Genomic DNA, 12,661 nt, shown 5'->3' on the forward strand with positions numbered 1-12,661 from the left:
TTGCGGGACGCTGCTTTATTTCAGGGAAACGCTCTCCATGGGCCGCGCGCGGATGGCCGTGAGCCAGGCCAGGACGATCCGGCAATGAACCTCTCCCAATATCTCAAGCCAGCCGGAACGGTGATCTTCGTCGTCGCGCTCGGCGTCGGCTATTATCTGTTCGAGCACCGGCACCGCGCCGAGCCCAAGGAAACGCCGAGCGAGGCGCTGGTCATCGTGACCAAGTCGACCAATGCCTGCTTCTCCGACCTGGTCCGGGTGACCGGCTTCTTCGTGCCGCGCCGCGAAGCCGTGGTCGTCGCCGACCAGGAGGGATCCCGGGTCACCGACCTCTTCGTCACCGAAGGCACCCTCGTCACCGACAATCAGGAGCTGGCGCGCCTGACCGCACCGCCCCAGATTCCGGGCCAGCCGCCGCGGCCCGGCCCGCAAGGTCCGGTCTCGCTGAAGGCCTCTGCGCCGGGCCTCGTCACCGAGGTCCGCACCATCGTCGGCGCGCCGGCCTCGCCGCAGGCCGGCCCGATGTTCCGTATCGCCGTCAACAACGAGATCGAACTGGACGCGCAGGTGCCCGCGGTGCACATGGCCAAGCTCAGCTCCGGCGCGACCGTGCGCATCAGCCGCGACGACGCGCCCGATTTGATCGGGCGGGTCAGGCTAGTCGCGCCCGAAATCGATCGCGCCACCCAGCTCGGCCGCGTGCGCATCAGCGTCACCAACAATCCCTCGCTGAAAGTCGGCGTGTTCGCCCGCGCCTCGATCGACGCCAAGCGAAGCTGCGGCGTCGCGGTTCCCAAGACCGCGATCGACCATCTCACCGTGCAGGTCGTCAAGAGCAACATTGTCGAGACGCGCAAGGTACGGGTCGGGCTGTCTTCGGACAGCGCGACGGAAATCCTGGAAGGCCTCAATGTCGGCGAGATCGTCGTCGCCGACGCCGGCTCTTCGCTGCATGACGGCGACCAGATCAAGACCATGTTCGCTGATGAACTCGATCGCACGCGGGTACGCTGATGGCTCTCAATATCTCGGCATGGTCGATCCGCAATCCGCTGCCGTCGGTCGTATTTTCCATCATCCTCCTGATCCTCGGCTGGGTGTCCTTCACCAAGCTCGCGGTGACGCGGCTACCCTCGGCCGACATTCCCGTGATCTCGGTCGCGGTATCGCAGTTCGGCGCGGCACCCGCCGAGCTCGAATCCCAGGTCACCAAGACGGTTGAAGACGCCGTCTCCGGTGTCGAAGGGGTCAGGCACATCACCTCGCAGATCACCGACGGCCTGTCGGTGACGACAATCCAGTTCGCGCTGGAAACCAACACCGACCGCGCGCTCAACGACGTCAAGGACGCGGTGACGCGCGTGCGCTCGAACCTGCCGCAGAACGTCACCGAGCCGCTGATCCAGCGCGTCGATGTCATCGGCCTGCCGATCGTCACCTATGCCGCGATCTCGCCCGGCAAGACGCCGGAGCAGCTCTCCTATTTCGTCGACGACGTGGTCAAGCGCGCGCTGCAAGGCGTGCGCGGCGTCGCCCAGGTCGAGCGCATCGGCGGTGTCGAGCGCGAGATCCTGGTCTCGCTCGATCCCGACCGCCTGCAGTCGATGGGGCTGACGGCCGTCAACGTCAGCCAGAGCCTGCGCGGCACCAATGTCGACGTCGCCGGCGGCCGCGCCGAGATCGGCAAGAACGACCAGGCGATCCGCACCCTCGCCGGCGCCAAGACGCTGAGCGATCTCGCCGGCACCATGATTCCGCTGTTCGGCGGCGGCGAGGTCCGGCTCGACGATCTCGGCACCGTCACCGACACCATCGCAGACCGCCGTACCTTCGCCCGCTTCAACGGCGAGCCGATCGTCGCGCTCGGCATCAAGCGCTCCAAGGGTGCCAGCGACGTGAAGGTCGCCGAGGCCGTGCAGAAGCGCATCGACACGCTCAAGGCCACTTATCCCGACGTCGACCTGAAGGTGATCGACACCTCGGTCGAATATACCAATGGCAATTACCACGCGGCGATCTCGACCCTGTTCGAAGGCGCCATCCTCGCCGTCGTCATCGTGCTGTTGTTCCTGCGCGACCTGCGCGCCACCATCATCGCCGCGATCTCGCTGCCGTTGTCGATCTTCCCGGCATTCTGGGCGATGGACCTGCTCGGCTTCTCGCTCAACCTCGTCAGCTTCCTCGCCATCACGCTGTCGACGGGTATTCTGGTCGACGACGCCATCGTCGAGATCGAGAACATCGTCAGGCACATGAACATGGGCAAGTCGCCCTATCGTGCCGCCCTGGAAGCCGCCGACGAGATCGGCCTCGCGGTGATCGCGATCTCGCTGACGATCATCGCAATCTTCGCGCCCGCGAGCTTCATGTCGGGCATCGCCGGACAGTTCTTCAAGCAGTTCGGCATCACCGTCTCGGTACAGGTGTTCTTCTCGCTGCTCGCGGCGCGCTTCGTCACGCCGGTGCTCGCCGCCTACTTCCTCAAACATAGCAATCACCAAGAGCCGCCGCCCGGCCGCGTGCTGCGGTCCTATCACAGGCTCGTGGCCTGGTCGGTGAAGCACTATTTCATTACGGTGCTGGTCGGCTTCGGCGTCTTCGCCGCCTCGATCTGGAGCATTACGCTGCTGCCGCAGGGTTTCCTGCCGGCGCAGGACAGCTCGCGCTCGTTGGTTGCGCTCGAGCTGCCGCCGGGCACGCAGCTCGCCTACACCGAAAAAGTCACCGAAGACATCGTGGCGCGCCTGCGCAAGCGGCCCGAGGTGAAGAGCATCTTCGTCGACGGCGGCCGCGTTCCACCGGGGACCCAGGAAGTCCGGCGCGCCGCCTTGATCATCAATTACACGCCCAAGGACAGCCGCGACATCACCCAGCGCGAGCTCGAATTCTCGATCAGCCAGGAGCTGGAGAACATTCCAGACATCCGCTTCTGGTTCCTCGACGAGAACGGCCTGCGCGCCATCTCGCTGGTCGTGACCGGCGCAGACGCCAACATCGTCAACAACGTCGCCAGCGAACTCGCGACGCAGATGAAGCGGATTCCCACCATCTCCAACGTGATCTCGGAAACCACGCTGGAGCGGCCCGAGCTGCGCGTCGAACCGCGCGCCGATCTCGCCGCACGGCTCGGCGTCTCGACCGAAAGCCTATCGCAGACCATCCGCGTCGCCACCATCGGCGACGTCGGCCCCGCGCTTGCCAAGTTCGACGTTGGCGACCGTCTGGTGCCGATCCGAGTGCAGCTCGAGGATGCCGCGCGCGGCAATCTGAAGACGCTCGAACAGTTGCGCGTGCCGCTCGGCGAGCACGGCGAGAAGGGCGGCGTGCCGCTGTCCGTCATCGCCGACGTCAAGCTCGACCAGGGTCCGACCAGCATCAACCGTTACGATCGCGAGCGACAGGCGACCGTCGCGGCCGATCTCGTCGGCTCCGCCGCGCTCGGCGACGCCACCAAGAAGATCTACGATCTGCCGGTCATGAAGAGCCGACCGAAGGGCGTGAAGGTCTCCCCCTCCGGCGACGCCGAAAGCCTGAACGAACTGTCCGAAGGCTTTGCCACCGCGATCACGGCGGGCCTGATGATGGTCTACGCCGTTCTGGTGCTGCTGTTCGGCACCTTCCTGCAGCCGATCACCATTCTGTTCTCGCTGCCGCTCTCGATCGGCGGCGCGATCGCGGCCCTGCTGATCACCGGCAAGCAGCTCACGACACCGGTGTGGATCGGCATCCTGATGCTGATGGGTATCGTCACCAAGAACGCGATCATGCTGGTGGAATTCGCCATCGAATCCATTCACGCCGGCACACCGCGCGAAGAAGCCATGATCGACGCAGGCATGAAACGCGCTCGCCCGATCGTGATGACCACGATCGCGATGGCCGCGGGCATGATGCCCAGCGCACTCGCGGTCGGCGCGGGCGGCGAGTTCCGCTCGCCGATGGCGCTCGCGGTGATCGGTGGCCTGATCTTCTCGACCATCCTGTCGCTGGTGTTCGTGCCCGCGATGTTCATGGTGATGGACGATCTCGGCGCCCTGATCTGGCGCTTCGCCAAGCGGCTGGTCGTGCACAGCGAAGATGCGGAGGGCGCAAGTCATCACGGAGCTGCGCCGGCCGAAGCGAGGCCGCGGCCGAAGAACATCGTGCACCCTGCGGCGGAGTAGATGTGCACCAGCGTCAAGCACACGAGGCAGTTCAGCGAGCGCCATCCGAGAACCCGACATAGCGGAGGATCGTCTTCGCTACCAGGCATTCAGACGTACCGGTCGTGCTGTGCCGATCGAGGTCGTTAAAGCGTGGGTCGCGAGTTGAGACTCTTCTGACGAACTCCTTCGCCCCGATAGCGACCCAGCCTAACGGCCCCCCTACTCGTTGCGCGCGATCGCCGTCAGCTTGGTCATGTTCCGCAGCAGGATGCGGCCGCGCTGGAGATCGAGGATCGCTTCCTTGCGCCAGGCCTGAAGCTGGCGGTTGACGCTCTCGCGGGCGGCGCCGACGAAGACGCCGAGTTGCTCCTGCGAGATGTGCACCTCCGAGCCGAAATCGGCGGCGAGCGCGCAGAGGCGCCGCGCGAGGCGAACCGGCAGCGGCTGGAGCATGGACTCTTCCATGCGCTCGCTCTGCCAGCGGATGCGCTGGCAGAGCAGCGCGATGATGTTGATCCCGACTTTCGGCTCGCGTTCGAGGAAGGCGAGAAAGTCTTCGCGCCGCAGCACGAACAGCTCGCTGGCTTCGCCCGCGGTGGCGTCCGCAGTGCGGCTCTGGCCATCCAGCACCGCAACCTCGCCGAACAGGTCGCCGGGCCCCATGAAGTTCAGCGTCAGGCGGCTGCCGTCGGAGGCGCCGGTCTCGATACGGACCTGGCCTCGGCGCACGCCGAACAGCGCGTCGCCTGGGTCGCCCTTCTGGAACAGCACCTCGCCATTCCCCAGATGCTGGGTGTGGCAGAGATTCGCCAGCCGCTGGAGTTCGTCTGCGCCGAGATCGGCGAACATCGCATTCATCTTGAGGATGACCGCAAATTCGGCCTGCTTGCTCATTTCAATATCCTTGTGAATTTCGTTGGCAAATCGCTTGGAACCATCAACATCAAGATCGCGTAAAACCGCGCCCGGGAAGTGTGCCATAAGTCACATAACTTTGCAGCACCCCCAGACTATTTTTACGTGCTTGGAGCCGCTTCCCGTCCCGGGATAAACTCAGGAGCCAAGGACGGGTGCAAATGACGGTCATGTGCCGGATTCGACGCCGATCGTCCGCCGCTGGAAAGTCGATATGAGAGCCGTGAAATTCGCCGGCGCGGCGGTGGCCGCAATCGTCATCGTGATCGCACTCCTGCTGGTGGTCGGGATCCCCTCGGGCTTCCTGAGTTCGACGATTGCCTCGCGTGTCGAGAGCGCGACCGGCTATCGCCTGTCGGTCGACGGCACCACTAGAATCAGTTTGTGGCCGACGCTGAACGTGACGCTGAACGACCTCACGCTTGCCGACCCCAAGGACCGCAGCGGCATCACGCGCCTGTCCATCGACAGCGTGCGGGCCGACATGTCGCTCTCAAGCGTCTGGTCGGGCCGCCCGAAGATCAGCGAGCTCGTCGTCACCCATCCCGTGCTCTACCAGCCGCTGCTGCGTGAGCGCCTGCCGAATGCCGGCGGCACGTCGAAGCCGGTCGCGCTCGATCTCGACGGCGCCGCCATCGATCGCATCAAGGTCACCGATGGCGAGATCGCATTCGCGCGCGTGCGCGATCGCGTCGAGAGCCGCATCAGCGCCGTCAATGCCGATGCGATCGTCGGCCGCGACCGCAAGTTCAACATCACCGGCACCGCACGGGTCGGCGAGCATCCGACCAAATTCGACATCAAGGCGACCACGCCAGCGCCGCCGGCCGACCGACCGACCATTCCGGTGGATTTCGCCATCGACATGCCGGACGTGCTGAAGTCCCGGCTCGCGGGCCATGCCGAGATGCGGCTGAGCGGCGATGTCGTGATGATCAACGGCCTGAATGGCACGCTCGGCGATGGCGCGTTCAATGGCTGGGCCTCGGTCGATATCGCGAGCAAGCCTCTCGTCAAGCTCGATCTCGACTTCCAGCGGCTCGCGATCCCGCTGGCGAAATCGCCGGAAGGCGCGTCCGGGCAGCCCTGGAGCGATGCGCCGATCGACGTCTCCGGGCTCAACTATGTCGATGCGCAGATCAGGATCTCCGCGCATGAGGCGGTGATCGGCGAGGCACGCCTCGCGCCGCTGGCGGTCGATGCAAAACTCGCCGGCGGCGTGCTGAAGGCCGGCACCGCCAATCTCGGCGCCTATGGCGGCCAGGTTACGGGCGAATTGATCCTGGATGCGACCAGCGGCGCGCCGAGCTTTGCCATGCATTCCGACCTCGCCGGCGTGCGCGCGCTGCCGCTGCTGCAGGGCCTCGCCGAATTCGACCGGATCGACGGCAAGCTGCAGGCCAAGCTCGCGCTGCGCAGCGCCGGCAGCAGCCAGCGCGCGCTGATGGCGAACATGCAGGGCACGGCCTTCGTCAATTTCCAGGACGGCGCCATTCGCGGCATCAACGTCGCACAGATGATCCGCTCGCTGACATCGGGCACGCTGTCCGGCTGGCAGGAAAACGGAGACAGCAGTCGGGAGCAGAGCACGGATTTGTCGCAGCTCTCGGCGTCGTTCCGGATCGACAAGGGCCAGGCGGTGACCACCGATCTCAACTTGACCGGACCGCTCGTCCGCGTGACCGGTGCCGGCACGATCGCACTCGACACCAAGATGATGGGCTTTCGCGTCGAGCCGAAACTGGTGATGACGACCGAAGGCCAGGGCCGCGCCGCCGAGCCGGTCGGCTTCGGCATTCCCGTGATGATCCAGGGCACCTGGTCGCAGCCGCGAATCTATCCCGACATGGCCGGCATGCTGGACAATCCGGACGCCGCCTATGCCAAGCTGCGCGAGATGGGCAGGGGGCTGTTCGGCGCTGATGGGGCCGGGCTCGGCAATATTTTGGGCAGCCTTGGTCTCGGGGGAGCCACCGCGCCGGGTGGCGGTAATGCCGCCGGCACTGCCAATCCGCAAAGCCAGCAGCCCGCCGGACAGAACAATTTGCTCGGCGGCCCCCTGGGGGAGGCGCTCGGCAATCTGATCCAGCAGGGACTTTCCGGTGGCGCGGGAAACGGCACCGGGACCGGGACTGCCACCGGCCGCAGCCGCAGCCTGCCTGCAGCGCCATCCGCACTGATGCCGCAAGCCTCGCCGGCGTCCCCCGCCCTGGAGGACCCGCCGGCGGCGCAGCAGGACAGCCAGCCGATGAACGACGTGCTGCGGCAGCTCTTTAATCGATGATTGCAGGACCAAAGCGCTGGACTCCAGCCCTCCCTTGCCAAGGCGATCCCCTTACATCGGCGTCCCCGGCCGCGGCTTCCTCCAAACGGATGAGACTGCGACAATTCACCATGCTTCCGCCTGCCAGCATCCAAGGGAGTAACCGAGGCCGGTAACCACGCCGGGTGCTCGGCCGTCCCTTGACCAGTCCCTTCACAGTCCCCTGGGACCAAATTGTGCTAGAAGGCTCGCAGGGTCCGTGCGGCCCGTAGCGCCGGCGCCGATGGCGGCGCGAGAGGATCGGGATGGCAGGAGCGAACGACAAGACACGGTTTCTGCGCGAGGGCCTGTTCGCCAAATACGTCGTCTCTCTCGTCGGCCTCGTCGTGTTCGTGCTTGCCGTCAACGGCGCGATGGAGAGCTGGATCTCCTACCGCGCCACCAAGACACAGCTGACCGACGGTCTCGAGGACAAGGCGCAGGCTGCCGCGCGGCGGATCGAGCAGTCGATCTCGGAACTCGAGCGCCAGATCAGCTGGGTGACGCGGGCGAGCCAGGACACACTCGAGAAGCGCCGCGCCGACTACGCCCAACTGCTGCACCAGGTCTCGGTCGTCACTCAGCTGTTCCAGCTCAACGGCGACGGCCGCGAGGTGCTGCGCGTCTCGCGCCAGTCGACCACGACCGGCAGCAATGCCGACCTCTCCCGCGACATGCGCTTCACCGACACCGTCGCCCGCGGCGTCAGCTACGCGCCGGCCTGGTTCTCCGACCGGACGCCGTTCATGTCGATCTCGGTGGCGCATTCCGGTTTCAACGCCGGCGTCACCGTGGCCGAGCTCGACCTCAGCTTTCTCTCCGAGTACCTCATCGACGCCCAGGTCGGCAAAGCCGCCTTCGCCTATGTGGTTGATCCGCGCGGCCGCGTGCTGGCGACGTCCTCGAAAGGCCCCGAGATCGGTAAGGATTTGTCGAAGCTGCCGCAGGTTGCGGCCGCGGTCGCACCGGGCCACGAGCCCGACAATTCGGGCACCGACTTCAACGGCCATGCGGTGATGAGCGCCGCGAGCACCGTGCCGAAGCTCGGCTGGAGCGTGATGTTCGAGCAGCCGGCCACGCAGGCCTTGATGCCGATCCGCGACCAGCTGGTGCGCATTGCGCTTTTGATCGGCATGGGCCTGCTGGTCGCAATCCTTGCCGGCACGCTTCTGGCGCGCCGCATGATCATTCCGATCACGGCGCTGCGCGACGGCGCGCACAAGCTCGGCGAAGGCGATTTCAGCCATCGCATCGAGGTGCACACCGCGGACGAGCTGGAAGATCTCGCCGGCCAGTTCAACCGCATGGCCGACCAGATCCAGGAGACCTATTCGGACCTGGAGACCAAGGTCGAGGAGCGCACCCGCGATCTCGCGCAGTCGATCAACGAGCTCAAGGTGCTGGAAGAGGTCGGCCGCGCGGTCGCCGCCTCGCTCGATCTCAACGCCGTGCTGCCGACGATCGCGGCGCGCGCGATCGAGATCACCCATGCCGATGCGGTGCTGATCTACGGCTATGACGCTGAGATGCGCCGCTTCAATCTGGTCGAGGCCAACGGCATCGACAAATCCGCCGACGGCGCCCATGTCACCATCGACGAAGGCCAGGATATCCTGAGCGATGCGGCCGGGAGCGGCGAACCGATCGCGATCGCCGATCTCGACCAGGCCTCCGAGCAGCCGCTGCGCGACGTCGCGGTCGAGGCCGGCTTCCATTCGGTGCTGGTGGTGCCGCTGGTGGACCAGCAGGGCACGCTCGGCTCGCTGGTGGTGCTGCGCCGCGCCAGCGGCGAGTTCGCCGCCAGCATCATCGGCCTGATGCGCACGTTCGCCAACCAGGCCGTGCTGGCGATGCGCAATGCGCGGCTGTTCACCGAGGTCGACCACAAGGGCCGCGAACTCGCGGCTGCGCACGAAACCGTGCAGCAGCAGGCCGCAAAGCTCCAGGAGCAGACCGAGCAGCTGCGCAACTGGAATCGCTCGCTGGAAGAGCGGGTCGAGAAGCAGTTGGGGGAGATCGGCCGCATCAAGCGGCTCGAACGTTTCCTCGCGCCGCAAGTCGCGCAACTGATCGCCTCGTCCGACGGCCACGATGCGCTGCTCGACAGCCATCGCCGCGAGGTCACCGTCGTGTTCTGCGATTTGCGCGGCTTCACCTCGTTCACCGAGGCGACCGAGCCGGAAGAGGCGATGAACGTGCTGCGCGAATATCACGCCGCGCTCGGCGAGCTGATCCACCGCTATGAAGGCACGCTCGACCGCTTTGCCGGCGACGGCGTGATGATCCTGTTCAATGCGCCGATTCAGTTCGCCGACCATACCAAGCGCGCCGTGAAGATGGCGGTCGAGATGCGCGACACGATCGGCAAGCTGACCGAGAAATGGAAGAACCGCGGCCACTCGCTCGGCTTCGGCGTCGGCGTCGCCATGGGCTACGCCACGCTCGGCCAGATCGGCTTCGAGCAGCGGCTGGAATATGCCGCGATCGGCAGCGTCACCAATCTCTCCTCCCGCCTCTGCGACGAAGCCAAGGCCGGCCAGGTCGTCGTCAGCCGCCGCGTCTACGGCATGGTCGAGCCCTGGGTCGAAGCCCGCGCGCTCGACGATCTCGTGCTCAAGGGCTTCAACCACCCCGTGCTCGCGATGGAGATCCTGTCGTGGCGCGAGGAGGTGGAGAGCGTGGTGGATGCCGCCGCGGCAAGGCGAAGAGGGTAGCCACAACAAAAAACTGCGAAAACAACCCCATGCACAGTAGCAGGGGCCTGCAAGATCAATGACTTACGCGGGCACGGAATTGGCTGGAGGCGGTGCGGTTGATCACACCCCGCGCTTCGGCCCGATCGCCTCGAAGCCGGCCTTCTGCTCGTCGCTTAAGTCAGCTTCGAAATCGTCGAGCGCGTCACTGACGCCGTTCACCGCTTGCAGCATCGTCTGCAGCCGCGCCTTCACGGCGGTGAGGCGTGCCTGTGGTGTCGGTGGGGCCTGTGACGGACAGGCGCTGAGCGTTTCCATGGTGCGCAGTGTGGTGTCCTGGAGCACGTCGAGGCGGGCGCGGGCGGTGTCGTCGAGCTTGAGCGTGGAGGCGATCTCGGCCGCGGGCCATTGCTGCTGCACGAGCTGCTCGTATTGGCGCTGCAGCTTCTCGTCGTAGCGGGGATCGCTGTCCGCCTGGCAGGCCGACGCCGCCTCGGGATTCTTTTGCTGGATCGACGCGAGCGCGGCGCGGCGCTCCTTGGCCAGGCCATCGAGCTTGGCCTTCTGGTCGTCGTCGAGGAGGTCGAGGAATTTTGCGAGCGAAGGTGCGACGGCGTCCGTTGCCTTGATCATGGCCTCGATGCGCTCGCGCATCAGGCCGAGGCGCTCGATGGCCATCGCGGGGACCTGCGTCGGACAGGCGGCGCGGATGGTGTCGCGCGCGGATGCCCACGCGGTGGCGAGCTCGTCGAGCGCTGTGCGCTGCAATTCATTCGGCTGCACGGCAGCGGCGATGCGATCGACCGGCAGGCCGCCGGTGTCGCTGGCATCGCAGACAGTCTCTGCGGTCGGGACCCGCCGTCCGCGCCGGCCCTGCGGCGTGGTGTAGGCCGCAAGCTCGGTGGCCGCATAGGGCGCGAAGATCGCGGCATAGATGTCGCCATAGCCGTAGAGCGAGAGGCTGGTCGTATCGCCGAGGATGATCGCGGTGGTGAGATCGTCATGCGCGAATGGCCAGAACACCGGGCCGACCCAGCCGTAGCTGCCGTCGGGATGGCGCCACCAGCCCTGCGGACGACGGCCGCCACGCCAGCCCGACAGCGCAGCTTGCGCGGTCATCGCCGCACGGAGCACGTATGGATTCGCAGGCTGGCCGCGCTCTGCGCCGCGAGGATCTTGCGACCTCAACGCTGCGGAGCGGTATCGGCTGCCCCGCACCGCCATGCGGGCATGGCGCAAGCGAGACATGCCGATCATGTGGCCGACGGCAAAGCGCGCAACACCGAGCGGGCCGCCGCGGAAGCCGAACTGCGCCTCGGCGCGACCTGGCAACAGCACGGCCAGAATCACGAGGGTTACGCCTGATAGCGCCAGCCCCAGCCTTGGCCTGAGTGCCAAGCGTGATCTCGACATGACCACTGACCTGTCCACCTTGGCCCTCCTCCGGCGCCAAGCGCACATCGCGTCGCATCACCATGACGCGCGAGGGAACCAAATGTTCCGGAAGCGTACAGGGCAAAGCGTCGCAACGCGCCCCGGCAGAGCCGATGCGGTGTTACTCCGCCTTTTGCGGCAGCACGAAGGTTTGGCCGGGATAGATCAAATTGGGATTGTGGATCTTGGCGCGGTTGGCGTTGTAGATCACCGCAAAGCGGGCGCCGTCGCCGTAAGCGAGCCGGCTGAGCGCCCACAGGCTGTCGCCGCGAGAGATCACCCGGCTGCCGCCTGTTTCCGCCGCTGCTCCGCTGACGGCGTCCGCCGGCGAGGCCGATGCAACGGTCGTGGCCGCGGGCGCCCGCGCCATGACCCCCGATCCGCCCTTCGGTTTCGGTGCGCCCATCAATCTCGGCCGGGCTGCGGGCCTGTCCGACACCGATGCCACGACATCCGACTTGTCGTCGGGCTTCTCGGCCTTCGCCTCTTGTTTCGCCTCTTGCCGCGCGACCGGTGCAGGGCGAGCGGGCGGCGGTGCGGCTTCGGCGATGACGACCGGCATGCTGCGGCCGGATTGCGTGACGGTGCCGTCAGGCGATTTCGCCCGCAAGGTCAGCTCGTAGGAACCGGCGGGAAGCTGCGGCGGCGTCATCACGAATTGGCCCGACGCATCCGCCACGACTGTGTCGATCGGCTTGCCGTCGCGCAGCAGCTCGACCTTGGCACCCGGCGTCGCCCGGCCCGCGATCACCGCCGCCTCGCCGTGATCGTCGACGCGTGCAACGTCGAAGCGGGGGCCGGTATCCGCAATCGCCGGCGGCGGCTTGACCGGTGCAAGATCGGCAAGCGCGGCCGTGACCTGCTTTTGCGTCTCGGCCAGCGCACCCGCCTTCGTTTCAGCGGGGGACGCGGCCGGCACCGGCGGCGCGCTTGCGGCCAGCTTGGGCTCTTCCGGCTTGAGTTCCGGCTTGGGTTCGACCTTCTGTTCGACCTTGGCCTCCGGCTTGGCGGCGACCACGGAATCGGTCTTGGCCCCGATCGGCAGCATGCGACGCAGCTCGGTGGGGCCGATCACCAGCACGGTGCCGCCCACCGCGAGCAGACAGAATGCAATGAAGGCCTTGGTCGCGGTCACCATCGGAAACGAACCTTGATCAGGAAGAACCTAGCAA

General features: G+C 66.3%; 7 protein-coding genes. 4 read left to right on the top strand and 3 right to left on the bottom strand.

Translation table 11 applies throughout. The features are described 5' to 3' along the window. Positions 1-84: 84 nt before the first annotated feature. Positions 85-1,014: an efflux RND transporter periplasmic adaptor subunit gene (locus IVB36_RS19060; RefSeq protein WP_018456595.1), complete on the top strand. Its 930-nt coding sequence runs from the start codon at positions 85-87 to the stop codon at positions 1,012-1,014. Next, complete coding sequence (locus IVB36_RS19065; protein WP_018456596.1) at positions 1,014-4,163, top strand: efflux RND transporter permease subunit; 3,150 nt, start codon at positions 1,014-1,016, stop codon at positions 4,161-4,163. Before IVB36_RS19060 ends, IVB36_RS19065 begins: the two co-directional genes overlap by 1 nt. Before the next feature lie 201 nt (positions 4,164-4,364). Here the strand turns inward: IVB36_RS19065 and IVB36_RS19070 are convergent, their stop codons facing one another. Beyond that, positions 4,365-5,039 carry a Crp/Fnr family transcriptional regulator gene (locus tag IVB36_RS19070; protein WP_247392732.1) on the bottom strand — a complete coding sequence of 225 codons (675 nt, stop codon included), beginning with the start codon at positions 5,037-5,039 and terminating at the stop codon, positions 4,365-4,367. Positions 5,040-5,274: 235 nt separating this feature from the next. Here IVB36_RS19070 and IVB36_RS19075 point away from each other — a divergent pair, with 235 nt between their 5' ends. Together IVB36_RS19075 and IVB36_RS19080 are read left to right on the top strand one after the other, a co-directional pair. After that, entirely contained in the window at positions 5,275-7,344 is a 2,070-nt protein-coding gene (locus IVB36_RS19075; RefSeq protein WP_026233203.1) for an AsmA family protein, read from the top strand. A 284-nt stretch (positions 7,345-7,628) separates the two neighbouring features. Continuing rightward, positions 7,629-10,076 carry an adenylate/guanylate cyclase domain-containing protein gene (locus IVB36_RS19080; RefSeq protein WP_018456599.1) on the top strand — a complete coding sequence of 816 codons (2,448 nt, stop codon included), beginning with the start codon at positions 7,629-7,631 and terminating at the stop codon, positions 10,074-10,076. 102 nt (positions 10,077-10,178) lie between these two features. On the opposite strand, the gene IVB36_RS19085 is transcribed toward IVB36_RS19080, so the two are convergent. Beyond that, on the bottom strand, positions 10,179-11,468 hold the full coding sequence (locus tag IVB36_RS19085; RefSeq protein WP_051113002.1) for a Spy/CpxP family protein refolding chaperone: 1,290 nt from the start codon (positions 11,466-11,468) through the stop codon (positions 10,179-10,181). A 142-nt stretch (positions 11,469-11,610) separates the two neighbouring features. Beyond that, positions 11,611-12,627 (bottom strand): LysM peptidoglycan-binding domain-containing protein, encoded by a 1,017-nt coding sequence (locus IVB36_RS19090; protein WP_247392733.1) that lies wholly within the window; start codon positions 12,625-12,627, stop codon positions 11,611-11,613. Positions 12,628-12,661: the final 34 nt, after the last annotated feature.

It is taken from the genome of Bradyrhizobium sp. 35 (assembly GCF_023073215.1).
Taxonomy (GTDB): domain Bacteria; phylum Pseudomonadota; class Alphaproteobacteria; order Rhizobiales; family Xanthobacteraceae; genus Bradyrhizobium; species Bradyrhizobium canariense_D.

Bases quoted from the DNA above. Each gene is read 5' to 3' on its own strand.
- IVB36_RS19060 (WP_018456595.1), top strand. From the start codon at position 85: ATGAACCTCTCCCAATATCTCAAGCCAGCCGGAACGGTGATCTTCGTC.
- IVB36_RS19065 (WP_018456596.1), top strand. From the start codon at position 1,014: ATGGCTCTCAATATCTCGGCATGGTCGATCCGCAATCCGCTGCCGTCG.
- IVB36_RS19070 (WP_247392732.1), bottom strand. From the start codon at position 5,039: ATGAGCAAGCAGGCCGAATTTGCGGTCATCCTCAAGATGAATGCGATG.
- IVB36_RS19075 (WP_026233203.1), top strand. From the start codon at position 5,275: ATGAGAGCCGTGAAATTCGCCGGCGCGGCGGTGGCCGCAATCGTCATC.
- IVB36_RS19080 (WP_018456599.1), top strand. From the start codon at position 7,629: ATGGCAGGAGCGAACGACAAGACACGGTTTCTGCGCGAGGGCCTGTTC.
- IVB36_RS19085 (WP_051113002.1), bottom strand. From the start codon at position 11,468: ATGTCGAGATCACGCTTGGCACTCAGGCCAAGGCTGGGGCTGGCGCTA.
- IVB36_RS19090 (WP_247392733.1), bottom strand. From the start codon at position 12,627: ATGGTGACCGCGACCAAGGCCTTCATTGCATTCTGTCTGCTCGCGGTG.